The sequence below is a fragment of the Aeromonas sp. 2HA2 genome (genome assembly GCF_029237345.1).
Taxonomy (GTDB): domain Bacteria; phylum Pseudomonadota; class Gammaproteobacteria; order Enterobacterales; family Aeromonadaceae; genus Aeromonas; species Aeromonas salmonicida.
This window is the reverse complement of the sequence record NZ_JAACGB010000006.1, coordinates 166,668-192,177: the sequence shown is the minus strand read 5'-3', so window position 1 is coordinate 192,177 and position 25,510 is coordinate 166,668. Positions and strand designations below refer to the sequence as shown.

Genomic DNA, 25,510 nt, shown 5'->3' with positions numbered 1-25,510 from the left:
GGTGTGTGGCCGCCCGGGATGAGAGAGCGCATCACGGGCATGCTGTAAGGAGAGGATCATTCCGACCCTCTGCGAAACCGGGGCTTGCCCCTGCGACCCGCTCAACCCACGTCAGGTCGCATGACTACATTCCTCCCGGCAATCTTAGGATTGCCGTTTTTTTATTCTCCGATATCACAGCCGACAGATATGACAACGCCAGCCCGAGGGCTGGCGTTGTTGGCATCGACACAGGTCGGTTTACTGGTTCATGGTCAGGCCGTTGCTGTCGGCCCCCAGCAACAGTTTCTTGCCGGGCACGATGCGACCGGAGAGCAGTGCCTGGGCCAGCGGGTTTTCCACCTTGTGCTGGATCGCCCGCTTGAGGGGCCGTGCCCCGTAGACAGGGTCGAACCCGGCGTGCACCAGCTTCTCGAGCAGCGCCTCGCTCACCTCCACCTCGTAACCCTGAGCCTCCAGACGACCCATCAGGCTCTTGAGCTGGATGCGGGCGATGGACTTGATGTGATCCTCGCCGAGCGGATGGAACACCACTGTCTCGTCGATCCGGTTGATGAACTCCGGTCGGAAGCTGCGAGTCAGCACCTCCATCAGCAGGGCCTTCATCTCGTCGTAATCCTTCTCGGAGTGGTGCTCCTGGATCAGATCCGACCCCAGGTTGGAGGTCATGATCACCACAGAGTTGCGGAAATCGACGGTGCGACCCTGACCGTCGGTCAGGCGGCCATCATCGAGCACCTGCAGCAGTATGTTGAACACATCCGGGTGCGCCTTCTCCACTTCGTCGAGCAGGATCACCGAGTAGGGACGGCGGCGTACCGCCTCGGTCAGGTAACCCCCCTCCTCGTAACCCACGTAGCCGGGAGGTGCGCCCACCAGACGGGCCACACTGTGTTTCTCCATGAACTCGGACATGTCGATCCGCACCATGGCATCCTGGGTATCGAACAGGAACTCGGCCAGCGCCTTGCACAGCTCTGTCTTGCCCACCCCGGTCGGCCCGAGGAACAGGAAGGAACCTATGGGCCGGTTCGGATCGGAGAGCCCGGCACGGGAGCGACGAATGGCGTTGGAGACGGCCTCGACCGCTTCCTCCTGACCGATCACCCGGCTGTGCAGCTTCTCTTCCATCCGCAGCAGCTTGTCACGCTCCCCTTCGAGCATGCGTGCCACCGGAATGCCGGTCCAGCGGGCCAGGACGTCCGCTATCTCCACGTCGGTGACCCGGTTGCGCAGCAGGCTGGTCTCCTGCATCTCTGCCTGGGTGGCGAGATCCAGCTGTTTCTCCAGCTCGGGGATGCGGCCGTACTGCAGCTCTGACATCCGCCCCAGGTCGCCAGCGCGGCGTGCCACGTCAAGATCCTGACGGGCCTGTTCCAGCGCCGCCTTGATGTGCTGGGTACCGGCGAGGGCAGCCTTCTCGGCCTTCCACACCTCATCCAGCTCGTTGTATTCCCGATCCTTTTCGCCAATCTCCTTGCTGATGAGATCCAACCGCTTGCGGCTGGCATCGTCATCCTCTTTCATCAACGCCTGTTGCTCCAGTTTCAACTGAATGATGCGTCGCTCAAGCCGGTCGAGAGATTCTGGCTTGGAGTCAATCTGCAGACGAATGCTGGCGGCGGCCTCGTCGATGAGGTCGATGGCCTTGTCCGGCAGCTGGCGATCCGCGATATAGCGATGAGACAGCTGGGCTGCCGCCACAATGGCGGGGTCGGTGATCTGCACATGGTGGTGCAGTTCATAACGCTCTTTCAGGCCGCGCAGTATGGCGATGGTGTCCTCCACGCTCGGCTCTTCCACCAGCACCTTCTGGAAGCGGCGCTCGAGGGCTGCATCCTTCTCTATGTACTGACGGTACTCATCCAGCGTGGTGGCACCGACGCAGTGCAGGTCGCCACGGGCCAGCGCCGGTTTCAGCATATTGCCCGCGTCCATGGCGCCCTCGCCTTTACCGGCGCCGACCATGGTGTGCAGCTCGTCGATGAAGAGGATGACGTTGCCCTCCTCCTTGGCCAGATCGTTGAGTACAGCTTTCAGCCGCTCTTCAAACTCGCCGCGATACTTGGCACCGGCCACCAGGGATCCCATATCCAGCGACAATACCCGCTTGTTCTTGAGCCCTTCCGGCACTTCACCGTTGATGATGCGCTGGGCCAGCCCTTCGACAATGGCGGTCTTGCCGACGCCGGGGGCACCGATCAGCACAGGGTTGTTCTTGGTCCGGCGTTGCAGCACCTGTATGGTACGGCGGATCTCTTCGTCGCGACCGATCACGGGATCCAGCTTGCCGAGTTCGGCCCGCTCCGTGAGGTCTATGGTGTATTTCTCCAGCGCCTGGCGATTCTCCTCGGCGTTGGCATCATCGATCTTTCTGCCGCCACGCACCTTGTCGATGGCAGCTTCGAGTTTCTCTTTGGTCAGCCCCTGGGCACGCAGCAGCTCACCCAGGTTGCCCTTCTCGTCGAGGGCCGCGAGCACGAACAGCTCGGAAGAGATGAACTGATCCTTGCGCTGCTGGGCCAGCTTGTCACAGACGTTGAGCAGGCGACCGAGGCCGCTGGAGAGCTGAACGTCGCCCTCCACGCCACTCACCTTGGGCAGTCGATCCAGCTCAATCCCCAGGCGTGAGCGCAGGGTATTGATGTCCATCCCGGTCAGGGTGAGCAGTGGACGAATGGAGCCGCCATCCTGATTGACCAGCGCAGTCATCAGATGGACGGGTTCGATAAATTGGTGATCACGACCCAGTGCAAGAGACTGGGCATCGGAAATAGCAATCTGAAATTTGCTGGTAAGACGATCGAGGCGCATTGCACTCCCCCTTCAAGGCAGACGCCGCTTGCGCGGCAAACAACATAACTTTCTGACAAGAAAGATGAGGCCCGTACGGGTTATTTCAAGGGCAAGAGCTGGTTATTTTTTCTGCAAGGCGGGGATGGGCTGGATCCCGGCCCTTTTCCGGAGAAAAGCGCCGGGCACAGGCTATTGTGCCAACCAGACAAGCGATGCCATGCGGCCCGTCTGGCCATCGCGGCGATACGAGTAAAACCGCTCGCCATCGCCGAAGGTGCAGAACTCGCCACCGTAAACGGCGCTCACACCGGCACGGGCCAGCCGCAGCCTGGCCAGCAAGTAGATATCCGCCAGCCATTTCCCCTCGTTGGATGAAGGTACGAATGCAGCTTCTGCTTCGGCCTGCTGCGCCATAAAGGCGTCGCGCACTTCGCCCCCCACTTCGAAGGACCCGGGGCCTATGGCGGGGCCAAGCCAGGCGAGGATATCGGCAGGATGGCACCCCATGGCCTGCATGCTGGCTTCCAGCACGCCACCCTGCTCATTGCCCAACAATCCGCGCCAACCGGCATGGGCGGCCGCCACGACAGTGCCGGCCCTGTCACAGAACAACACCGGCAGGCAATCGGCTGTCATCACGATGCAGGCCAACCCCGCCTCATGGGCACAGGCCGCATCGGCATCCGGCACGACATCATACTGCTTGCTGACCTGATGCACTGCGATGCCATGCACCTGATTGAGCCAGTTGAGGGGCCCGGGGATCTGTACCGCCTGCTGCAGGCGGGCCCGATTGGCCTCAACCCGCGCCACTTCATCACCCACATGGGCTCCCAGGTTGAGACCGGCGAAGACACCCTGGCTCACACCGCCATCCCGGGTGGTCGACAGCGCTCTGACACGAGCCGGTGCCGGCCAGTCGGGTTCGATCCATTTCATCTGTGGCTCCTCTCACATTTCTACATATAAAAACGGGGCTCCTTCGCTGTTGCCAGTCAAGGAGCCCCGTTCCAGGCATGCTTCAAGGCCGGGCAACGGCAGAAACCGTCGCGGACAGCCTTGTTCATCAGCTCATCAGTTCCAGACCAAATCATCCGGATTGGCGAGGGTATCGGCCCGCATCACGTCCATCAGATCCAGCATGTCCTGCGGCGTGGGCGAGTGCCACTGCATCACTTCCCCCGTGATGGGGTGAGCCAGTTGCAGCATGGTGGCATGCAGCGCCTGACGGTTGAAGTTACGCAATGCCTGGGTCAGCTCGGGGGTCGCGTTGCGCAGCGGGCGCAGACGGCCACCGTAGGCGGGATCCCCTACCAGCGGATGCTTGATGTGAGACATGTGTACGCGGATTTGGTGAGTTCGACCGGTTTCCAGTCGCAGACGCAGACGGGTGTGGCCACGGAACTTCTCATGTACCCGATAGTGGGTCACGGAAGGACGGCCATTGGGCACCACGGCCATATGGGTACGCTGGGTCGGGTGACGACCTATGGGGGCATCTACCGTGCCACCTGCGGTCATGTGACCGATGGCGATGGCTTCGTACTCACGGGTGATCTGGCGTGCCTGCAGCGCTTCCACCAGATGGGTCTGGGCCGGTACCGTCTTGGCCACCACCATCAGACCTGTGGTGTCTTTGTCCAGACGGTGCACGATACCGGCACGAGGCACCTCGGCGATGTCGGGATAACGGTGCAGCAGGGCGTTGAGAATGGTGCCATCCGGCGTGCCTGCGCCCGGGTGAACCACCAGACCGGCCGGTTTGTCGATCACCAGAATGTGTTCATCTTCGTAGACGATGTTGAGTGCTATGTCCTGGGCATCCCAGCGGGTGTCATCTTCCAGCTCGACATCTACATGCACCTGTTGCCCGGCAAGTACCTTCTCGCGCGGCGTGTTCGCAACCTGACCATCCAGGGTCACTCTGTCCTGTAAAATCCACTCCTTGATGCGGGTTCGGGAGTAGTCTGGAAACAATTCGGCCAGGGCCTGGTCGAGTCGCTGCCCGAATTGGTGATCCTGAAATTCGCCTGTCAGTTCAATATGCTGGCTCATGTATGGTCTCTTGAGCGGGGGGTATCAATTCGAAATAATCCGGGTATTCTAGCTTTTCTTTTAGCCAAGCATAACGGATACTTTGCCAATTTCGTGGAAATGGACCGGATGTTGTTGATGGGAAAGAAGTCTCACCTGCTGATGTCACTCGCCTTGGTCGCTACCTTGATCACAGGCTGTTCCAGCACAAAACCCAAGGTACCCGACGAACCGCCGGAGACCCTGTACCAGAAAGCACGCCTCAAGCTGGATGCCGGTAACTATGTGAATGCTATCGAGTTACTGGAAGCTTTGGACTCGCGCTATCCTTTCGGCGCCTACTCCAACCAGGTTCAGCTTGACCTGATTTACGCCTATTACAAACAGGACGATACCGCTCAGGCGATCGCCAATATCGACCGTTTTATCCGCCTCAATCCGGCGCATAAAAATATCGATTATGTGTTCTATATGCGCGGTCTGACCAACATGGCCGGCGATTACAACTTCTTCCAGGACTTCCTGGGCATCAATCGGGACGATAAAGACCCCTCTTATGCCCGTCAGGCCTTCCAGGACTTCAAGACACTGTTGCAGAATTATCCCAACAGCGTCTATGCCGCCGATGCCCGTGCCCGCATGATCGGCCTGAAGAAGCGCCTTGCCCGCTACGACTTGAGCGTGGCCGAGTACTACGTGAAGCGTGATGCTCTGATCGCCGCAGCCAACCGTGCCAAGCTGATTGTCGAGACCTATCCCGACACGGCGGAAACCGAAAAGGCGCTGGAGATCATGGTCGAGTCTTACGACACGCTGAAGATGCCGACCCTGGCCCAGCATGCCCGCGAAGTGCTGGCCAAGAACTACCCGGATAACCGCCTCGGCCGCGGCTGAGTGAAACGGCTAGACAGGTAGCAAAAAAAACCGATGCCCAAGCATCGGTTTTTTTATGTCTGCAATTTACCTGCAGAGTGCAACTGGCATGACAGCGCCGTATACGCGCCGCCATCTTCAGTCAGCTACTTGGCCACATTGCCCGCCACATTGAGCACGTCTCAGGTGCGGGAGGAGAGATACGGCGCATATATGCAGTGTCGTCATACCCTCGCTTTTTATTTTGCGACGTTGCCCGCCACGTTGAGCACGTCCCAGGTGCGGGAGAAAGGCGGCGCATAGGCAAAGTCCAGCATGCCGAGCTGCTCGGTAGTGACCCCCATTGTGATGGCGACCGCCAGCGCGTCGATGCGGTGTACCGCCCCCTTGCGACCCAGGATCTGGCCACCCAGCAGGCGCTTGCTGCCCGCCTCGTAGACCAGCTTGACGTGAATATCGGACTGGCCTGGGCAGTAGTTGGTGTGACACTTGTCCTTGATGACGACGGTGCGGTAATCGATGCCCATCGCCTGGGCTTCTTGCTCAGAGAGACCAGTGCGACCCGCCTCCAGCCCCAGCACCTTGAGCGCCGCAGAGCCTAGCGTGCCCGGGAACACCTGCTCGGCCCCGGCCAGGTTCTCGCCCACCATGCGCCCCAGCTTGTTGGCTATGGTGGCGAGCGGTACATAGACCTGCTGCTGCTTGACGCTGTGCCAGACACTGGCACAGTCGCCAGCCGACCAGACGTTGGCCAGCGAGGTGCGGCCCTGCCTGTCCACCTCGATGGCACCATTGGCCAGCCGCTTGATGCCGGTGTCGGCCAGGAACTCGGTGTTGGGCTTGACCCCTGTGCAGACCACCACTATATCGGCCTCATACTCTCCCTTGTCGGTACGCACGCCGGTCACCCTGCCATCCCCCAGCAAAGCCTCGACTCGCTCACCCAGATGGACACAGACCCCTTGCTCGCGCAGCTCGGTTTCGATGTGCCGGGTGATTTCACTGTCGAAGGCATCCGGGATGACCCGATCCGCCAGTTCGATGAGGCGCACTTCTTTACCCTGATGCACCAGCGCCTCAACCACTTCCAGTCCGATAAAGCCGGAGCCGATCACCAGAGCCCGGGTACTACGCTTGTCCTGCACAGCCGCCTTCAGCGCCAGACCGTCGGCCATGCGGCGCAGGCCGAACACCCCTTGCTGCTGCAGGCCGGGAATGGGGGGCATCACTTCACGGGCACCGGTGGCGACCATCAGACGATCGTATGTGTCGGTGAAGACATCCCCCTGGTGCTCCACTTGCACAGTACGAGCGCTGGCATCGAGCGACAGCACCCTATGGCCCGTCTTGACCTCGATCCCCTTGGCAGCGAACTGCTCGGAGGTGAACTCGGCCATGTATCCCGGCGCCTGAAACTCGTCGCCGACAAAATAGGGCAGGCCGCAGGCACCGAAGGAGATCACCTCGGACGCCTCATACACCACAATTTCAGCATCCTTGGCCAGACGACGGGCCTTGGCCGCCGCACTCATACCGGCGGCTTCGCCACCTATGATCAGGATTCTCATACTTTCTCCTTTCAATGGCAGAGGGAGGGCATGCCCTCCCTCTGGTCTATCGATGGGCAGGGCTGGCCCCTGCCCTGGCAAGCGGGTCAGATGGTGGACTCTTCGCCGTCCAGACACACTTCATGCTCGCTGTTGAACACCTGCATGTCTGTCTCGCCCAGCAAGCGGCTGGTGACAGTGCCCGCAGTGATGGAACCGGAGACGTTCAGGGCGGTGCGGCCCATGTCGATCAGCGGCTCGATGGAGATGAGCAGGCCCGCCAGTGCCACCGGGAAGTCCAGAGCTGAGAGCACGATCAAGGCGGCGAACGTCGCACCACCACCTATCCCGGCCACCCCGAAGGAGCTGACCGTGATGATGGCGATCAGCGTCATGATGAAGCCGGGATCCATGGGATTGACCCCCACTGTGGGAGCTATCATCACCGCCAGCATGGCCGGATAGATGCCTGCGCAGCCGTTCTGGCCGATGGTGGAGCCGAAGGAGGCGGCGAAGTTGGCGATCCCCTCTGGAATGCCGAGCGCCTTGGTCTGGGTCTGCACGTTCATCGGGATCGAGCCCGCACTGGTGCGAGAGGTAAAGGCAAACGCCAGTACCGGCATGATCTTCTTGAGAAAACGCAGCGGATTGATCCCCACCAGACCCACCAGCAGCAGATGCACGGCGAACATGATGGCAATGGCGCCGTAAGAAGCCATGACGAAGTTGAGCAGGTTGAGGATGTCGGCATAGTTGGAGCCGGAGACCACCTTGGCCATCAGCGCCAGCACGCCATAGGGGGTGAGGCGCAGTACCAGAGTCACCATCCGCATCACTATGACGTGGGCCACCTCCATGAAGCGACCGAAGCTGGCGAAGATCTCGGGTTTCTTGCGGGCTATGCCGGTGGCGGACAGACCGATGAAGATGGAGAAGATCACCACGGCTATGGTGGAGGTCTTGCGCGAACCTGTCATGTCGAGGAAGGGGTTGGCCGGAATGAATTCCAGCACCATCTTGGCAAAGGACATGCTTTCGACGCTGCCGAGGGTGGTCTGCAATGCCGCGCCCCTGGCGGTCTCGGCGGCACCGGCGGTGAGTCCTTCAGCCGTCAGACCAAACAGGTTGGACATCAGTATGCCTGCGCCGGCAGCAAGCATGGTGGTGAAGATCAGCACCCCTATGGTCATGGCGCTGATCTTGCCAAGGGCAGTGCCGCCATTGAGCTTGAGGATGGCCCCTATGATGGAGACCATGATGAGCGGCGTGATGATCATCTGCAGCAGCTTCACATAGCCACTGCCGACGATATCCAAATAGTCGATGGTCTGGCCTATGACCCCTGCACCAGCCCCGTAGAGCAGTTGCAAGGCGGCACCAAACAGTATGCCCAGCCCCAGACCCGCAAACACCCGACGGGTGAAGCTCACATGTTTTTGCTGCAAGCGATAGAGAAACAGCAGCAAGATGGCCGCAATGGCCAGATTACCTATAACGCTAAGAGTCATGACGATATTCCCCAAAATAATCGGGCCGGGCCCGAGGTGTACGGACGAGTGCCCGGTACGCACACTCCTCCCTGAAACTCGCCGCATCGTGGCGGCACGTCCCCCGGTGCAACCGGGGTGACGCAAAATTGGGAAGTGCCGGGCAGACACCTCCCTGACATCGACCGTATCGGACTCCCCGTGGCCGGAGTGGCGTCAGCAGACGGAAAAACAGAGGGTGGCCTGCGCCACCCCTTGCATCATTGGGCCTTGCCTTGTTGCTTGGCCCGCATGATGTTGATGATCTCGATATCGGTATCCAGCATCCCCAGTTTGGAGAGGCGACCCAGGTTGGCGATGGTTTCGTCCACGTCGTCGGAGACGATGCCTTCGCTTTGGGGCACGTGCAGATTGTTGATGGCCATCAGCGATGATTTGACTGCCGCCGAGGTGGAGGTAGAGACCTTCATGGAGCAGGCACTGCCCGCGCCGTCGCAAATGATACCGGAAACGTCGCCGATCATGTTGTTGATGCAGTGACTAATTTGCTCGAGTTGCCCCCCCAGCAGCCAGGTAATGGCGGCTCCCGAGCCCATGGCGGCGGTACTGGCGGCGCACAGCGCCGACAGCTTGTTCTGATGGGTCTTGATGTAGATGGCCACCAGATGGCTCATCACCAGCGCCCGGGTCAGTTGCTCGGCACTCGCCTTGAGGAAGCGGGCGGCGGCAACCACCGGCATGGTGGCGGCTATGCCCTGGTTGCCGGAGCCCGAATTGGACATGGCAGGCAGCATGGCACCGTCCATCCGTGCATCGGAGGCCGCCGAGGAGAGCCGCATGGCAAGCGTCATCAGATCGTCCGAGAGCAGCTTGCGCTCCACCTGCTCGGTCAGGATCTTGCCGATGCGCAGGCCGTAGCCCTGCAGCCCTTCATCCGCCAGCGCCTGGTTCATGGTGGCGGCGGCACCGATGAAGTTGATCTCCGCCAGCGGCACCTCCAACGCAAACGCCACGATTTCGCGCAGTGTCATGGCGGGCTTGTCAGACTTGGCGGGCTGGATCTGCACGCCCGGGGCACTGTTTTGCTCCATCAGCACTTCACCATCCAGCTCCATCAAGACGATGCGGGTGTGATCGGTGCAGATCACCACACGGGCACTGTGACCCTCCACCTCGGCCAGTACCTCGGCGTAGAGCACATCCGGCACATCCTTCACGTCCACCTTGATGATGGGCAACAGCGCCTTGGCCTCTTCCACCTGGGCCGGGGTCAGGGTATTGAGCACTTCCAGCCCTGCATCCGGGTTGCCCCCCGTGAACCCGACGGCGGCGGCCACCGGCAGACCTATCATGCCGGTACCCGGCACGCCGACCCCCATGCCGTTCTTGAACAGGTTGCCGCTGACCCAGACGCTGACACGGGTCGGCGTTTGTCCCAGCAGCTTGCGGCAGTTGGCAGCAGCCAGCGCCACCGACATGGGCTCGGTGCAGCCTAGGGCCGGCACCACTTCACGCTTGAGCAGGGTAATAAAGTCGATCCATTGTGCTTTCATTGCTGTGTTTCTCATGTTCTGGCGCCCACGATCGGGCTGTTATTGTTCGTTCAGATCCGCTTTGCGGTTGCGGATATGCAGATAGACGGTATGACGGGAGATGCCGAGCATCTCGGCCACCAGCTGGGCGGCATCCTTGATCTCGAAGATGCCCATGTCGTAGAGCCGGTGCACGATCGCTTTGTTGCGTACGCTGCTGCCGAGGCTCGCATCCTGATCCACCTTGTGAATCACCTGGGCAACCAGATCGTCAACCGAGCTGGCAAAGGTCTCGTTGTTGAGGGGCGCTGGCGCAGCGGGCAGCGAGAAGGTATCGAGCAGGGCCCCGAGCGGCGTCTCCAGGCTGAAGTTCACGCACAGCATGCCGATGGGTTTGCCCTCCCGGTTGCTGATGGTGATGGAGGAAGACTTGAGCAGCCCCCCCTCCCGGGTGCGGGAAAAGTAGCTGCTCCACTGGCTGCCTGCGGCGCTCTGCAATTTGTTGAGGGCAAAGTCGGTGACAGGTGCCCCCTCTTCCCGGCCTGTGATGTGGCCGTTGGCGATCTTGATGACGGAAGCGTGCAGGCTGTCAAAAGCGTGCAGCACCACTTCACAACCCGGGCCGAACAGGGCGGAGAGCGCCTCCACGGCAGGTTCGAAGCTGGCGATCAGGTGGCGCTCTTCATCGGTCAACGCACTGGTTTGGCGTAATGGGGTGGCCTGCATCATAGGAGTCATCCAGTCAACTTGGGGTAACGCTAAAGCAATCAGACTCAAATAAAGTTGAGCCATATCGCTTTTTGCGCAGGCATTATGCCCAAGTGGCGGCAAAGTGCCACAGATTGTGAACGAGAGCACAACAAAAGGACCCGCCTGGTGACACGACTCAACAAACGGGACTTGGCCGTACCTCAGAGCCCGTAGCGGGCTAGCAGGGCCTGATACTCGGGGGTCTGCTTGAAGGCTTTGAGGGCGTGGGAAAACTGATAGGCCAGGCGCTCGTGGCCGGGTTTATGGGTGAAGGCGAGAAAGTTGCGGTTGTTGTCGGTCACCGTCTTGATGCTATGGCCCACCAGATCCTGCAACCCCTGCCCCTTGAGCAGATGCAACCCCACCCTCTGGTTCATCACAACAGCATCGAGCCGCCCCGCCATCATCAGGTGCAGCTGCTTGATCATGTTGCTCTCACCGGTCATGGGTACCCGGGTGAACAGGGCCGAGGTCAGGAAGGGTTCTCCATAGGCGTAATCGGACTGAATACCAATGCGCAGCCCCTTGAGGCTCTTCAGGCCCTGGTAGTCGACGGGTTTGCTGAAGGGGAAGAAGATCACTTCACCGCTCTGGGAGAGGGGTTCATCAGGATAGTGCAGCCACTCCAGTCGCCGCTCTTCGAAGAAGGCATCGACGATGGCATCCCCGTTCTGGAATCTTGCCTCCTGCAGCACCCGTTTCCAGGGCAGCACCTTGACTGTGGTGCGATAGCCCATTTTTGTGAGTACTTTGCGCGCCAGCTCCAGATCGGCACCCCCCAGGCTGCCGTCGTCCAGCCGCATCACATAGGGCGGCCACAACTCGGTCAACAGAGTCAGGCTCGGCTGTTCGTTCGCCTGTACCGTCCATCCCCACCAGAGGCAGAGCAGGATCCATCCTTTACGCCACATCATGCCGTGATCTCCATCCATGCATTGGCTGAGGATATACTAAAAAGTGAGTAATAAAAAAGGAGGCCGAAGCCTCCTGTTGTCTCTCCTGGCCGACGCTTACAGCGCTTTCAGGATGGCCTCGACGCTGGCCTTGGCATCACCAAACAGCATCTGGGTGTTCTCTTTGAAGAACAGCGGGTTCTGGACACCGGCATAGCCAGTGTTCATGGAGCGCTTGAAGCCGATGACGTTCTGCGCCTTCCACACTTCCAGCACCGGCATGCCGGCGATCGGGCTGCCCGGATCTTCCATCGCTGCCGGGTTGACGGTGTCGTTGGCACCGATCACCAATACCACATCGGTATCGTTGAAGTCGTCGTTGATCTCGTCCATTTCCAGCACGATATCGTACGGGACCTTGGCTTCCGCCAGCAGCACGTTCATGTGGCCTGGCAGACGACCGGCAACCGGGTGGATACCGAAACGCACCTTGATGCCGCGATCACGCAGCTTCTGGGTGATTTCAGCCACCGGATACTGGGCCTGCGCCACCGCCATGCCGTAGCCCGGGGTAATGATGACGGAGCTGGCGTTCTTCAGCAGATCAGCCACTTCCTCGGCGCTGGTTTCGCGGTATTCGCCCATCTCCTGGTCGGCCGTGGAGGCCACACCGTCGGAGCCAAAGCCACCGGCAATGACGGAGATGAAGGAGCGGTTCATCGCCTTGCACATGATGTAAGAGAGGATGGCACCGGAGGAACCTACCAGGGCACCCACCACGATCAGCAGGTCATTGGAGAGCATGAAGCCCGCCGCTGCCGCCGCCCAACCGGAGTAGGAGTTGAGCATTGAGACCACCACCGGCATGTCGGCGCCACCGATGGAGGCAACCAGATGCCAGCCGAAGGCGAAGGCGATCAGGGTCATAACCAACAGGGCGAATGTAGAACCACCGGCATTGACGAAGTAGACCATCAGCGCCAGAGAGGCCAGCACGGCCAGCAGGTTCAGCTTGTGGCGATGGGGCAACATCAGCGGCTTGGAAGAGATCAGGCCACGCAGTTTGCCAAACGCCACCACGGAACCAGTGAAGGTCACGGCACCGATGAAGACGCCCAGGAACACTTCCACCAGATGGATGTTCAGCATGGCGCCGGAGAGGTGCTCGACCTGGGCGACACTGGCCGCCTGCTCGAACGCCGCCCGGGCAGCAGCCAGCGTCGCATCCAGGTTGGAACCGACGGACACCACCACCTCGGCCGGCGCAGACGGGTGCAAGTCGATGAAGCTGTTGAAGCCCACCAGCACGGCCGCCATGCCCACGAAACTGTGCAGCACGGCTACCAGCTCGGGCATCTCTGTCATCTCGACCTTGAGGGCCAGACGCACGCCGATGGCACCGCCGATCACCATGGCCAGGATGATCCAGTGCACGCCACTGGTTTCCGGGTTGAATACGGTAGCGAGCAGGGCGATGGCCATACCCGCGATACCGAACAGGTTGCCATGCTTGGCCGTTTCTTGCTTCGACAGTCCCGCGAGACTGAGGATGAAGAGCACGGCGGCAACGATATAGGATGCTGTTACCAGTCCTTGAGACACGTTAAACCCCCTTAATCCTTACGGAACATCTTCAGCATGCGCTGGGTGACTGTGAAGCCACCAAAGATGTTGATACTGGCAATCAGCACGGCGACAAACGAGAGCGCGGTGACGAGCGTAGAACCCTGACCAATTTGCAGCAGGGCACCGACCACGATAATGCCGGAGATGGCATTGGTGACCGACATCAGCGGCGTATGCAGGGAGTGGGAGACGTTCCACACCACGTAGTAACCGACCACGCAGGCCAGGATGAATACGGTGAAGTGAGACAGGAAGGCAGCGGGTGCCACGGCCGCCACCCAACCGAAGGCGGCGATGCCAAGGGCACCGAACACGAACTTCTTGTTGGAGGGTTGCTTCGCTTCGGCCTTCTTGATCGGGGCAGTTGCTGGCTTCTGCGGCGCGGCAGAGACGGAGATGGCGGGCGGCGGGAAGGTCACTTCACCGGCCTGGATCACCGTCATGTTGCGCTGGACCACGTCTTCGAAGTCGATGGCAACCTGGCCGTCCTTCTCCTTGCACATCAGCTTCATCAGGTTGACCAGGTTGGTACCGTAAAGCTGGGAGGATTGGGCAGGCAGACGACCCGGCAGGTCGGTGTAACCGATCACCTTGACGCCGTTGGGGGTCACGAACAACTCGGTCGGCTTGGTGTATTCACAGTTGCCACCCGTCGCCGCAGCCAGATCCACGATCACGGAACCCGGCTTCATGCTGTCGACCATCTCCTTGGTGATCAGCTTGGGAGCCGGACGACCCGGGATCAGGGCGGTAGTGATGATGATGTCCACTTCCTTGGCCTGCTGGGCAAACAGCGCCATCTCGGCTGCGATGAACTCATCGGACATGACCTTGGCATAACCATCGCTGGAGGCACCATCTTCGCTGCCGAAGTCCAGCTTGAGGAATTCACCCCCCATGGATTCGATCTGCTCGGCCACTTCCAGACGGGTATCGAACGCACGGACGATGGCGCCGAGGGAACCGGCAGTACCGATGGCAGCCAGACCGGCCACACCGGCACCGATCACCAATACCTTGGCGGGCGGGACTTTACCGGCGGCAGTGATCTGGCCGGTGAAGAAGCGACCAAACTGGTGCGCAGCTTCGACCACGGCGCGATAGCCGCCTATGTTGGCCATGGAGGAGAGGGCATCGAGGGACTGGGCACGGGAGATCCGCGGCACCATGTCCATCGCCATCACATTGATGTTGCGCTCGGACAGCTTCTTGACCAGCTCAGGGTTCTGGGCAGGCCAGATGAAGCTCACCAGGGTGGCACCATCTTTAATTTGTGCGATCTCGGCATCGGTCGGCGCGTTGACCTTGAAGATAAGGTCGGCTTGCCAGACGCTCGGTACCACGCTGGCACCGGCAGCCTCGAAGGCGGCATCATCGAAGCTGGCCAGCTGGCCGGCACCGGCCTCGATGGCGACCTCGAAGCCGAGCTTTTTCAGCTGCTCAACGGTGGCCGGGGTCGCTGCGACCCGGGTCTCACCGGCGAGACTCTCTCTCGGTATTCCAATCTGCATGACTATTCCCTGATGGTTAATAAACAATCGCTGCCCAGTGTCGCATTTCTGGCGAAACAAGACATGACCAAAGTGCAGGTCACGGGCCCTTTGTTATGAAAATCAGTAGGCTTTACCTCAACCTCCTGTCATGGTCAGGCCCCCGCTTCTCAGGCGCGAAGGTGATTAGTATCAAATTTTGGAGTTTTATTACAACCGCAGTCCCGATGGCGCGCGTACAGAATTCAGCCCATCCCGGACCTGGATTTAAAAAAACAAACCAAATTAGCGACTTATACCAGTAAAAAGCACTGGAAAAAGTGATCCAACCAGTCAAAAAAAATGTTTTACCGGCCCTCTATCTTAGCGCTTTTTGTTCTTACGAAATCTGCTCCGATCACAGATATCGGGGCGAAAACAGGAAAAGTAACTGTTTTGTAACAGACAAGGGGCCGGCCACCCGCCAAATGGCAGGCCCCGACCCCTCTGAATTAATCGTTTCGATCCCGACGTTCTGCCCCTGTGCTGTTACCAGGCGGCTTCATAAATATGCTGGCTCTGCACCAGATCGATATCGCCATGCTCGCCAATGGCGGTCATGCCGTGCTCAGCCAGCTTGCCGATCAGGGTGTCGATGCCCAACTCGCTCAGACCATAGTCCCGCAGGCGAGTCTTGACGCCCATCCGCTCGAAGAAGTCACGGGTGGCGGCAATGGCCCCGTCGATACGGTCGCTCTCGCTGCCGCTGCGCAGATCCCACACCCGCTCTGCGTATTGCAGCAACTTGGCATGCTTCTGCTGGCGCTTGGCCTGCAACAGGGTGGGCAGCACCACAGCCAGGGTCTGGGCGTGGTCCAGGCCATGCAGGGCGGTCAACTCGTGACCCAGCATGTGGGTAGCCCAGTCCTGGGGCACACCGGCACCGATCAGACCGTTGAGGGCCATGGTGGCACTCCACATTATGTTGGCGCGCACCTCGTAGTTTTCCGGTTCCACCAGCGCCTTGGGGCCCTCTTCGACAAGGGTCAACAACAGGCCTTCGGCGAAGCGATCCTGCACCTTGGCATTGACCGGGTAGGTGAGGTACTGCTCCAGGATATGGATGAAGGCATCCACCACACCGTTCGCCACCTGACGAGCCGGCAGCGTGTATGTGAGCACGGGATCCAGCACGGCGAAGCGCGGCATCACGAAGGGCGAGAAGAAGTGCACCTTGTCACCCGTGCTGCGGCGGGTCACCACGGCACCCATGTTCATCTCGGAACCGGTGGCCGGCAGGGTCAGCACGGCGCCGAGCGGAATGGCGGAGCGCACCTCGTTACCAACGGTCTCGAGTATGTGCCAGGGATCCCGGGCCTCATCGTAATGGGCAGCGGCGGCGATAAACTTGGTACCATCGAGCACTGAGCCGCCGCCCACGGCGAGCAGGAAGTCGATGCGCTCGGCGCGGGCCAGCGCCACCGCCCCCATCAGGGTCTCGTAAGTGGGGTTGGGCTCGATGCCACCGAATTCAAACAGTGTCATGCCCGCCAGCTCGTCGCGGATCTGGGCCAGCAGGCCGGTACGCACCACACTGCCACCGCCATAGGTGATCAGGATGCGGGCATCGCTCGGAAGCTGTTCACGAAGCTGGGCAACCTGGCCCTTGCCGAACAGGATCTTGGTCGGGGTATGCAGAGTAAAGTTGTTCATCGACATTGCCTTTCTATGTTTCGGGCGGCCAGGCCGCAAAATGTGATTGCATTTTTCTCCAGACCACCTCTACCATCAAGGCAACATCCTGCTTGATTCTTGCCTATTTCTACAAACCCGCCAGAATCACCACAAAAGAGACTCCATGCAGAACCGTTACACCGACCTCGCCGCCAAACTGACCCGTCACGTCATGGCTCCCGGCATCACAGCTTCTCCGGTTGAGCAGGTGAACCTCATCTACACCACCGAGTACCACGGTCGCACCCCAGTGCTCTACCAGCCACGGATGATAGTGATACTGCAGGGACACAAGGTGGGCTATCTGGCGGATCAGGTGTTTCGTTACGATCCCAGCCACTATCTGCTGATGACGCTGCCGCTGCCCTGTGAGTGCGAGTGTTTTGCCTCACCCGAGCAACCGCTTGTCGGTTTCTCCCTCGAGATCAACGTCGCCACCCTGCAGGAGCTGCTGCTGGAACTGGGGGATGCCCTGCCCGCCCCGGCTGTGCAAAAGAGCGGTGTCCACTCAGTCCCCCTGTCCGAAGAAATGTTCTGTGCCGCCGAGCGACTGATCGACCTGATGGACAAGCCCCACCACGCCCGGGTACTGGGACCGCAGACGGTGCGGGAGATGCTCTTCTACGCGCTGCACGAGGGGGGTGGCCCGGCGCTGCAGGCGCTGGCCAACCGTCACAACCATGTGGGCCAGATAGCCAGGGTGCTGCGTATGATAGAGTCGCGCTTCGCCGACAACCTCACCATGGAGGAGCTGGCGCGGGAGGTGAACATGAGCGTCTCCGCCTTTCACCACCACTTCAAGGCGGTCACTTCCACCTCGCCGTTGCAGTACATCAAGTCATTTCGCCTCCACAAGGCGCGGCTCATGATGTTGCACGACGGCATCAAGGCCGGTGCCGCGGCGGCAAAGGTCGGCTACGAGAGCAACTCCCAGTTCAGCCGGGAGTACAAACGCTATTTCGGCAGCACGCCAACCGATCAGGCCTCCCGCTTTCGGGACGGCCAACTTCGTATCATTGAGGGATAAAAGAGGGATAACTTATGCGTTCACTGTTCTGTCTGTTGTGTGGCCTGCTGTTGACGGCCTGTACCGGAATGGCCGATGGCATCCGTCCCGTCACCGGCTTCCAGCTCGACCGCTATCTTGGTACCTGGTATGAGATAGCGCGTCTGGATCACAGCTTCGAACGGGGGCTGGAAGAGGTCAGCGCCAGCTACAGCCTGCGTGACGATGGTGGTGTCAGGGTGATCAATCGGGGCAAGCAGAGCGATGGCAGCTGGCGCGAGGCCGAGGGCAAGGCCTATTTCGTTGACAAGCCGGACGAGGCGCGGCTCAAGGTGAGCTTCTTTGGCCCCTTCTACGGCGGCTACAACGTCATCGATCTTGACTCCGATTACCAGCTCTCCCTGGTGACCAGCTACAACCACGACTATCTCTGGATCCTCTCCCGCTCCCCCAACCCGCCGAAAGCCAAGGTCGATGCCCTGATCGCCAAGGCAAGAGGGCTGGGTTTTGCCACCGACAAGCTCATCTGGGTCAAGCAGCCCGGATAACCTGCGGACATGCAAAAGGGCAGCCCGCGGGCTGCCCTTTTTATTGCTGGCCGGTTATTGCTGGCCGGTTTAGAGCCGGAAGCGGCCTATCTCCTGCTCCAGCCGCTCGGTCAGCGACTTGAGCTCGGCGGCCTGAGCGGCCTCTTCGCCCGCCTGCTCGGCCAGTTCCTGAGAAACGTGGCGTATGTTCTCGGTATTGCGGCTGATCTCGCTGGTGACCGAGGTCTGCTCTTCGGCCGCCGCCGCTATCTGGGTCGCCATGTCGCTGATGGAACCTATGGCCTGGTTGATCAGTGACAGACTCTGGTTGGCGGCTTCCGCATCCTCCACACTGGTGCCCGCCAGCTGGCGACTGGTCTCCATGCCACCGACCGCACGGCGAGTGGTCTGCTGCAGGGTTTCGATCATCTGCTGGATCTCGTCGGTGGAGTCGTGGGTACGCTTGGACAGCACCCGCACCTCGTCCGCCACCACGGCAAAGCCACGGCCCTGTTCGCCGGCCCGTGCCGCCTCGATGGCGGCGTTGAGCGCCAGCAGGTTGGTCTGCTCGGCGATACCGCTGATGGTCGCCAGAATGCCGCTGATCTTCTGGGCATGGGCATCCAGCTCATTGATGATCTGGCTGGCATCGGCCACTTCATCCGCCAGCCCTGTGATGCTGCGCTGGCTCTGGCCAACCTGGGACTGGCCCGCAACGGCGAGCTTGACCGCATCCCCCGAGGTGGTGGCCGCAAACTCGGCGTTACCGGCGATCTCCTGAGTTGCAGAAGCCATCTCGGTCACCGCAGTCGCCACCATGACGATCTCGTCCTGTTGCTGGCGCACCCGCTGGCTGCGAGCCAGGGCGCCGGCCGCCTGAGTACGGGACTGGGCTGCCAGTTCGACGGTCACATCCCGCAAGCGGCTGACGATGCCGTGTAGGCGGGCCACAAACTGGTTGAAGCTCTCGGCCAGCTGGCCCACTTCATCCTTGCTGCGGGTGTTGATGTGAACTGTAAGGTCCCCCTCGCCGTGGGCGATATCGTGCAACGCCCCTGCCACCCGGCCCAGATCCTGGAACAGGTACTTGAAGGTGCTGGTCAGCACCAGGCCGAACACCAGGATCAGACCCGCACTGATGAGTGACAACTGCAACAGCAGGCTCTGCAACGGCGCCATCAGCACATCCTCATGCATCACCATGGCCAGCAGCCAGTCGGTGTTGGGGATCGGCAACACCAGCATCTTGGTGTCGCGTCCGCCGATCTGCACCGCCTGCAGGCCGCCCTGCTGACTCATGCCCACCAAGCGGTTGACATCGAGCTCAGGCGCCAAGTCCTGGCTCTTCTTGAGCGCCAGATCCTTGTTCGGGTGAGCGACGATGAGGCCGCTCTTGTCCAGCAGCATGGCGTAGCCATCCCCCTGCACCCGCATCGCCAGCACATCCTTGATGAGCTGTTCCAGCGCCAGGTTGGCACCGACCACACCGGCCAGTCGGCCCTGCTGCATCACGGGCTCGGCCAGGGTCACCACCAGCTGCTGCATGGTCACGCTGACATAAGGTTCCGTGATGATGAGCTTGCCCGCCTTGACCGCATCCTGATACCAGGGCCGCGCACGCGGGTCATAATCACCCTTGTTGAGGGAGGGATCGTTGCGGGTCATCACCCCCTCCTCCGAGCCGTAGTAGGCCAGCCCGAAGCCGCCGGAGCGCAAGGTCTGCTGCAGATGAGGCACCAGCTCGGACGTCGGGTGGTTGGCGATGACATTGACCTGGGCGGTCAGGCTCTCGCGCCTGTCCTGCATCCATTTCCCGATCCCCTCGGCGTAGGCGCTGGCATAGTTGCGCGCCTCGCTGTCGATGGCGCTCAGGGTCTGGTTTTTCAGGGTATAGAAGGCGGTCATGCCCAGCAGGCAAACCGTGATCAGGACCACGCCAAGACTGGTGGCCAACAACTTGCCGCGAAGGGAGAGATTCATGGGATATCCTTATGGCTGTCTCAATGGCGTCAAACAAGGCTGCACACCTTGTGTGGACTATATCGACTGAAAATCCTGTTCCATGAATACCAATCCCTTGATTTTAAATGCATCAGTAGCTATCCCACTGGCAACGTTCCTTTCCATCCGGCACTCATCCTTTCCCTCTTGATCCACTGTCGGTGCAACCCCAACCAACGTAAAAAGGCCGCCTTGAGAGGCGGCCCGTCTTGTATCCCGTCACACGCGCCTACCTAGCGCACCCGGGCGATGGCGGTGTTGAGCCTCATGTTGCCTGCATCCAGGCTCGGGGTTTGACCGTAAAACTCGAACTCCAGCTTGACCCCGGGGCGGAACACCAGACAGTGGGTCGAGCCGCCGAAGTGGAACATGCCGAGCGGATCCCCCTTCTTCACCCTGTCCCCCGCCCTCACGGTAACATCGCAGCTCGACACCTCCGCCATGCCCACAGGCACCACGCACATCAGCCCGATTTTGGGGTTGTCTGCTTCGATGAAGATCAACGCCCGGGTTGCCACCGAGGTAAGGAAAGGCTGTGAGTTGTTGGGCGCGCTGGGGTCCGCCCCCTGCGGGTCGAGAAAGCCCTCGAACTGGTTCTCCAGATAGTAGGTGCCGTTGACCACGCGCACCTTGCGGATGGTGCCGCTCACCGGGCTGTGCCAGCGGTGATAGCTGAGCGCACTGAGGAAGGCCTGATAGACTGTGCCGCCATCGAAGCGGGGCGCCAGATCGTCGAAATCGAGCATGTTGTCCAGCGAATAGGACTGTCCCTTGAGCCAGAACTGATCGCTGCGGCTCACCCCTTTCTTCACCTGCAGCGGCGCCGATTCGCAGGCGTTGACGATGACGTTGTCATCCTCAGGTGCCGAAACGGGTCGCACATCAGGACGGAAGGTACGGGTGAAAAAGTCATCCCAGCAACTGAAACCGTGATACTCGGCCGACGGGTCACATTGGAAAATCTGCTCAAAGCTGCCAGGTGTCGGATTTGTCCCTTCCCCCAGGGCCCCGCAGGCCACCTTGACCATTTCACTCTTGGCCGCCTTGCCGAGCCAGGGCACCACCAGAGTCTCTTTATCCAGCTTGCTGACCGGCTCATTCAGCACATAGCGTGAGACCGGACTTTGCAGAAACAGCGCCCAGTAATCGAGGATTTTCTTGAACTGCTGATTGATCAGGGCGTTGGCAAAGAAGTGATAACCGGATTGGGTCGCCATGGGCCAGTCGAGCAGGGCATTGATGGGAAAACCGATAAGGCCGGAGGGTTCGTGCGTCGGAATATCCTGATATGCCTCTGGTGCCGTGGTCATGATGCCGTTGAGCAGCCCCAGAAACTCCTCGAAGGATCGCACCTCGACCTGGCCGAGCGGGGTCAGATGCTTGTGACGCCAGGCCTCCTTGAACATGGCTTCTGCCTGGGCGTGCAACCAGGGATCGGCATTGACCAGATCCCGCAGCTCGGCGATGGGGGGCACCAGCTCACCCGGCTGGTTGGCGACATAGTGCTTCATCCGCCGGATCCAGCGCGCTATATGAGCACTGTCCCGGGGTACCCAGCCGCCGGGGCGAGACTTGTTCAGTCGGGTTTCAACTGCCTCGTTCATGAGTCTATCTCCGCAAGTGATGTTCACGCCCACAATCCACGGCTTGAGCATTGGCTATCTGAGCGCCATCAAAGCGCAATGGCACCGCCCGTCTTGTGTAGCACAGGGAGCCATGAAGCACGATTGCCAGAAACGACAGGGCGGATTGGTGCAATAGCGACTAGCGGTCAAGGCAGGCGTTGAATGTGAAGCGAGACAACTGCCGCGAAACGGCCGCAACACAGGGAAGAGAGAGGGAACCAGGGGAACAAAACCGGGAACGCAGAAATGCGAAAAGCCAGCTCAATGAGCTGGCTTTTCTGAAAATGGCAGGGGCGGCAGGACTCGAACCCGCAACCATCGGTTTTGGAGACCGCTGTTCTACCAATTGGAACTACGCCCCTGCAACAAACGAGGCGAATTATACAAAGCCGGGTTCAAAGGTAAAGGCTTTTTTCTCACTTTCGATGCGATTGCACAAATGACGAGCAACTTGCATTAATTTGCGCAGCATCACTGGGTAACTTGCTGTATTTACAGCCTTGTCAGGGTAGGAAAGCCGCATAAATGGGGGTAGGGTGAAGATTGGTTCCGGGAGGCTGTTCATGCTCAATTACCGATTGCTCCAACAACTGGCGCCGCTCAACTTCAGGGATGAACGCAAGACGGAGTCCCTGCCCGACTATCTCGACCGGGTTGCCCCGCAGGTCCCCTTCATTCCCCACAGCGTGCTTTCTCAATGGATTTATCGTCATTGGCGCGGTTTTGAGTCCAACTGGAGCTTTATCGATCTCGCCCGTCACCAGTTCGAGTGCGAGCAGTGGCCCACCGAGCGGATCATCGCCCAGACCGGCTCCCGTCATATGGAGGTGATCGAGCGCTGGGGCGAGATGCTGCGCCACAACCGCTACGTACGCCGATCCTGGCTCGGCGACTACATGCTGACGCAAGGCACCTGGTCAGAGCCCATCATAGTGCTGGCCACGGCGCCGGATAGCCGTTACCCGGACGGGCAGCCGCTGCCACAACCCTATTGCCTGCTGGAAGGACATCACAGACTCGCCTATCTGCGTTCCATGGCCGAAGATCAACAGCCCCTGCAAACAGAACACAGCGTGTGGGTTTGCCGACCCGTTTACGCCACTTAAACGTTTTCCTGCGCAAATCCTGCCTTTGAAATAAATTTTTGACAATTCAAAAACCGGCCCTATAATCTGTCCGGTTTTGAAAAAGGTCGGGACAAGACGATGCAGTTTTTGATTCGGAAAACAGCCTTGCAGACGGGTGGTGCGCACCAGAGCGGCCCCGTTGTTTCCGGTTCCCGCCCCACAGATCCCCAGTTATTTTTAAAAAAGGCCCCTGTTTCAGGGGCTTTTTTTTGTGCCCGAAAAACCTTCATTGATGTCAAAGGGAATGCAGACGATGACCAATCCACTCTATAAGAAACATGTCATCTCCATTTCGGACCTGACCCGGCCCGACATGGAACTGGTGGTCGCAACCGCACAGCGGTTGAAGGCCGAGCCCGACACCCGCCTGTTGAAAGACAAGCTGATTGCCAGCTGCTTCTTCGAAGCGTCTACCCGTACCCGCCTCTCGTTCGAGACCGCGGTCCAGCGCCTGGGTGGCAACATCATCGGCTTCGCCGACGGCGGCAACACCAGTGCCAAGAAGGGCGAGACCCTGGCCGACTCCATCAAGATCATCGGCTCCTACTCGGATGCGGTAGTGATGCGTCACCCGAAAGAGGGCGCCGCCCGCCTCGCCTCCGAGTTCTCCCGCGTGCCTGTCATCAACGGCGGTGACGGTTCCAACCAGCATCCGACCCAGACCCTGCTCGACCTTTTCTCCATCCATGAGACCCAAGGCAAGCTCGATGGCCTCAACGTAGCCTTCGTGGGTGACCTGAAATACGGCCGCACAGTTCACTCCCTGGCACAGGCCCTGAGCCTGTTCAACTGCCGCTTCTTCTTCATCTCCCCGGAAGCGCTGGCGATGCCGGACTACATCTGCGAAGAGCTGGAAGAGAAGGGCATACGGTTCAGCGTGCACGAAACCATGGAAGAGGTGATGCCGGAGCTCGACATCCTCTACATGACCCGGGTGCAGAAAGAGCGCTTCGATGAGACCGAATACAAGCACATGGCCGCCAAATTCGTGCTGGAGCTGGCGACCCTGGAAGGGGCCAAGCCCACCATGAAGATCCTGCACCCCCTGCCCCGCGTCGACGAGATCGATGTGGCGGTCGACAAAACGCCCCACGCCTACTACTTCCAGCAGGCGGAAAACGGGGTCTACGCGCGCCAGGCACTGCTGGCTCTGGTACTGAACGAAACCGTCTAAGGGAAAAGGGGAACATCATGTCCGAGAAGAATCAACTGCAAGTCGAAGCCATCCGTCACGGCTCCGTCATCGACCACGTCCCCGCCGGCCAGGGCATCAAGATCCTCAAGCTGTTCCAGCTGATCGAGACCCAGGAGCGGATCACCGTCGGTTTCAACCTCAAATCCGGCGCGCTGGGCAAAAAGGATCTCATCAAGATAGAGAACACCCGCCTGACCGCGGAACAGGCCAACCAGCTGGCCCTGTTCGCCCCCAAGGCGACCGTCAACATCATCGAAGACTTCGCCGTGGTGAAGAAGCATCAGCTGGAACTGCCTGAGTTCATTACCGGTGTGTTCCACTGCCCCAACTCCAACTGCATCTCCCACAACGAGCCGGTCGACAGCTACTTCCGGGTGCGCGAGGTGAAGGGCGTAGTACGCATGAAGTGCAAATACTGCGAGAAGTCCTTCACCCAGGACATCGTCAGCGAACGTTACTGATATCCAAGTGGGCCCCAATGGGCCCATTTTTGACCCCTGTCACATCACAGATTCTCCGTTTAGCTATAATTTGCCATCCAATAAAGGCTAAACATCGTTGATTCCCTGCCTCACGTCTTACCATCAGAATTTTTAGCTATAAAAAAGCATTGATGGCAGATATCGAGCGATAGCCTCCGGTCACCGTCAAAGGAAATCGCCGTGGTCAAAACCCTCAGTCGTCCCGTTGAACAAGAGCCCGATCTGGCCCAGCTGGATGCCTGTCGCCAGATCATCGGCCAGCACTGCTACAGCACCCAGGAAGAGATCCGCCGCGAGCTATCGATGCGCGGCTTTGCCGACATCAGCCAGTCCACTATCTCCCGTCTGTTGCGTCGCCTCGGCGTGGCCAAGGCCCAGAATGCCAACGGCAAGAAGGTCTACACACTAGTGGACGATCAGCTGGAACCCGCCGGCAGCACCCGCTCCATTCACGACATGGTGCGCGAAGTGGTGCACAACCAGCAGATGGTGCTGATCCACACCACACCGGGCGCCGCCACCGTAGTGGCCCGTCTGCTGGATCGCAACGCCAATCCCGAGATCATGGGCGCCGTCGCCGGCAACGATGTTGTGCTGGTCGCCCCGCGACATATCAGCCGTACCCGTCAGGCCCACGCCGCCGTGGTGCGCACCCTGGAGCAGGCCCGCTGAGCTCCTTCCCTGAATGCAGCAAGGCGACCCAGGTCGCCTTTTTGTTGCCTGAGCGCCGCTCGTATCATCACCCACCCCTCCCGTTTTCCCCCACGCCGCCCAAATTGCTCTACAGCAAATGGCCAGCCACGTTA

General features: G+C 60.0%; 20 protein-coding genes and 1 tRNA gene. 7 read left to right on the top strand and 14 right to left on the bottom strand.

Annotation, left to right across the window (positions count from 1 at the left end; genetic code table 11):
* Positions 1-240 precede the first annotated feature (240 nt).
* From clpB to rluD, 3 genes are all read right to left on the bottom strand, one after another.
* Positions 241-2,814 (bottom strand): ATP-dependent chaperone ClpB, encoded by a 2,574-nt coding sequence (gene clpB, locus GWQ29_RS10665; protein WP_219598000.1) that lies wholly within the window; start codon positions 2,812-2,814, stop codon positions 241-243.
* A 171-nt stretch (positions 2,815-2,985) separates the two neighbouring features.
* Entirely contained in the window at positions 2,986-3,735 is a 750-nt protein-coding gene (gene pgeF, locus GWQ29_RS10660) for a peptidoglycan editing factor PgeF (RefSeq protein ID WP_275919397.1), read from the bottom strand.
* Between the two features lie 135 nt (positions 3,736-3,870).
* Entirely contained in the window at positions 3,871-4,851 is a 981-nt protein-coding gene (gene rluD / locus GWQ29_RS10655) for a 23S rRNA pseudouridine(1911/1915/1917) synthase RluD (protein WP_275919396.1), read from the bottom strand.
* Positions 4,852-4,968: 117 nt separating this feature from the next.
* On the opposite strand from rluD, the gene GWQ29_RS10650 reads away from it, so the two are divergent.
* Positions 4,969-5,724 (top strand): outer membrane protein assembly factor BamD, encoded by a 756-nt coding sequence (locus GWQ29_RS10650; RefSeq protein ID WP_169046982.1) that lies wholly within the window; start codon positions 4,969-4,971, stop codon positions 5,722-5,724.
* Between the two features lie 218 nt (positions 5,725-5,942).
* Here the strand turns inward: GWQ29_RS10650 and GWQ29_RS10645 are convergent, their stop codons facing one another.
* From GWQ29_RS10645 to yqhD, 8 genes are all read right to left on the bottom strand, one after another.
* The gene (locus GWQ29_RS10645) at positions 5,943-7,271 is read right to left on the bottom strand and encodes a CoA-disulfide reductase (protein ID WP_275919395.1); all 1,329 of its coding nucleotides are present in this window, start codon (positions 7,269-7,271) and stop codon (positions 5,943-5,945) included.
* Positions 7,272-7,357: 86 nt separating this feature from the next.
* Positions 7,358-8,758: an L-cystine transporter gene (locus GWQ29_RS10640; protein ID WP_096118909.1), complete on the bottom strand. Its 1,401-nt coding sequence runs from the start codon at positions 8,756-8,758 to the stop codon at positions 7,358-7,360.
* 239 nt (positions 8,759-8,997) lie between these two features.
* Positions 8,998-10,305, bottom strand: coding sequence for an L-serine ammonia-lyase, iron-sulfur-dependent, subunit alpha (locus GWQ29_RS10635; RefSeq protein ID WP_275919394.1), 1,308 nt, complete (start codon positions 10,303-10,305; stop codon positions 8,998-9,000).
* A gap of 24 nt (positions 10,306-10,329) precedes the next feature.
* Positions 10,330-10,998 (bottom strand): PAS domain-containing protein, encoded by a 669-nt coding sequence (locus GWQ29_RS10630; protein ID WP_021139839.1) that lies wholly within the window; start codon positions 10,996-10,998, stop codon positions 10,330-10,332.
* A gap of 182 nt (positions 10,999-11,180) precedes the next feature.
* Positions 11,181-11,933: a transporter substrate-binding domain-containing protein gene (locus tag GWQ29_RS10625; protein ID WP_275919393.1), complete on the bottom strand. Its 753-nt coding sequence runs from the start codon at positions 11,931-11,933 to the stop codon at positions 11,181-11,183.
* Between the two features lie 96 nt (positions 11,934-12,029).
* Entirely contained in the window at positions 12,030-13,514 is a 1,485-nt protein-coding gene (gene pntB, locus GWQ29_RS10620) for a Re/Si-specific NAD(P)(+) transhydrogenase subunit beta (protein WP_059111821.1), read from the bottom strand.
* An 11-nt stretch (positions 13,515-13,525) separates the two neighbouring features.
* On the bottom strand, positions 13,526-15,049 hold the full coding sequence (locus GWQ29_RS10615; protein WP_275919392.1) for a Re/Si-specific NAD(P)(+) transhydrogenase subunit alpha: 1,524 nt from the start codon (positions 15,047-15,049) through the stop codon (positions 13,526-13,528).
* Positions 15,050-15,556: 507 nt separating this feature from the next.
* Entirely contained in the window at positions 15,557-16,720 is a 1,164-nt protein-coding gene (gene yqhD, locus GWQ29_RS10610) for an alcohol dehydrogenase (protein ID WP_275919391.1), read from the bottom strand.
* A 145-nt stretch (positions 16,721-16,865) separates the two neighbouring features.
* Here yqhD and GWQ29_RS10605 point away from each other — a divergent pair, with 145 nt between their 5' ends.
* Together GWQ29_RS10605 and GWQ29_RS10600 are read left to right on the top strand one after the other, a co-directional pair.
* Positions 16,866-17,768 (top strand): AraC family transcriptional regulator, encoded by a 903-nt coding sequence (locus GWQ29_RS10605; RefSeq protein ID WP_275919390.1) that lies wholly within the window; start codon positions 16,866-16,868, stop codon positions 17,766-17,768.
* A 14-nt stretch (positions 17,769-17,782) separates the two neighbouring features.
* Positions 17,783-18,295, top strand: coding sequence for a lipocalin family protein (locus GWQ29_RS10600; RefSeq protein ID WP_275919389.1), 513 nt, complete (start codon positions 17,783-17,785; stop codon positions 18,293-18,295).
* Between the two features lie 69 nt (positions 18,296-18,364).
* On the opposite strand, the gene GWQ29_RS10595 is transcribed toward GWQ29_RS10600, so the two are convergent.
* The 3 genes from GWQ29_RS10595 to GWQ29_RS10585 form a co-directional block, all read right to left on the bottom strand.
* A complete protein-coding gene (locus GWQ29_RS10595; protein ID WP_275919388.1) occupies positions 18,365-20,254 on the bottom strand; it encodes a methyl-accepting chemotaxis protein in 1,890 nt (629 codons plus the stop codon).
* A 254-nt stretch (positions 20,255-20,508) separates the two neighbouring features.
* Positions 20,509-21,879, bottom strand: a complete 1,371-nt coding sequence (locus tag GWQ29_RS10590) for a phosphatidylserine decarboxylase family protein (protein ID WP_275919387.1) — start codon at positions 21,877-21,879, stop codon at positions 20,509-20,511.
* Between the two features lie 306 nt (positions 21,880-22,185).
* Positions 22,186-22,262, bottom strand: a tRNA-Trp gene (locus tag GWQ29_RS10585).
* A 201-nt stretch (positions 22,263-22,463) separates the two neighbouring features.
* Between GWQ29_RS10585 and GWQ29_RS10580 the strand changes: the two genes are divergently transcribed.
* The 4 genes from GWQ29_RS10580 (at position 22,464) to GWQ29_RS10565 (ending at position 25,376) form a co-directional block, all read left to right on the top strand.
* Entirely contained in the window at positions 22,464-23,006 is a 543-nt protein-coding gene (locus GWQ29_RS10580; RefSeq protein ID WP_275919386.1) for a hypothetical protein, read from the top strand.
* A 274-nt stretch (positions 23,007-23,280) separates the two neighbouring features.
* Positions 23,281-24,201 (top strand): aspartate carbamoyltransferase, encoded by a 921-nt coding sequence (gene pyrB / locus GWQ29_RS10575; RefSeq protein WP_059111826.1) that lies wholly within the window; start codon positions 23,281-23,283, stop codon positions 24,199-24,201.
* A 17-nt stretch (positions 24,202-24,218) separates the two neighbouring features.
* Complete coding sequence (pyrI, locus tag GWQ29_RS10570; protein WP_005318436.1) at positions 24,219-24,683, top strand: aspartate carbamoyltransferase regulatory subunit; 465 nt, start codon at positions 24,219-24,221, stop codon at positions 24,681-24,683.
* Between the two features lie 201 nt (positions 24,684-24,884).
* On the top strand, positions 24,885-25,376 hold the full coding sequence (locus GWQ29_RS10565; RefSeq protein WP_005318434.1) for an arginine repressor ArgR: 492 nt from the start codon (positions 24,885-24,887) through the stop codon (positions 25,374-25,376).
* Positions 25,377-25,510: the final 134 nt, after the last annotated feature.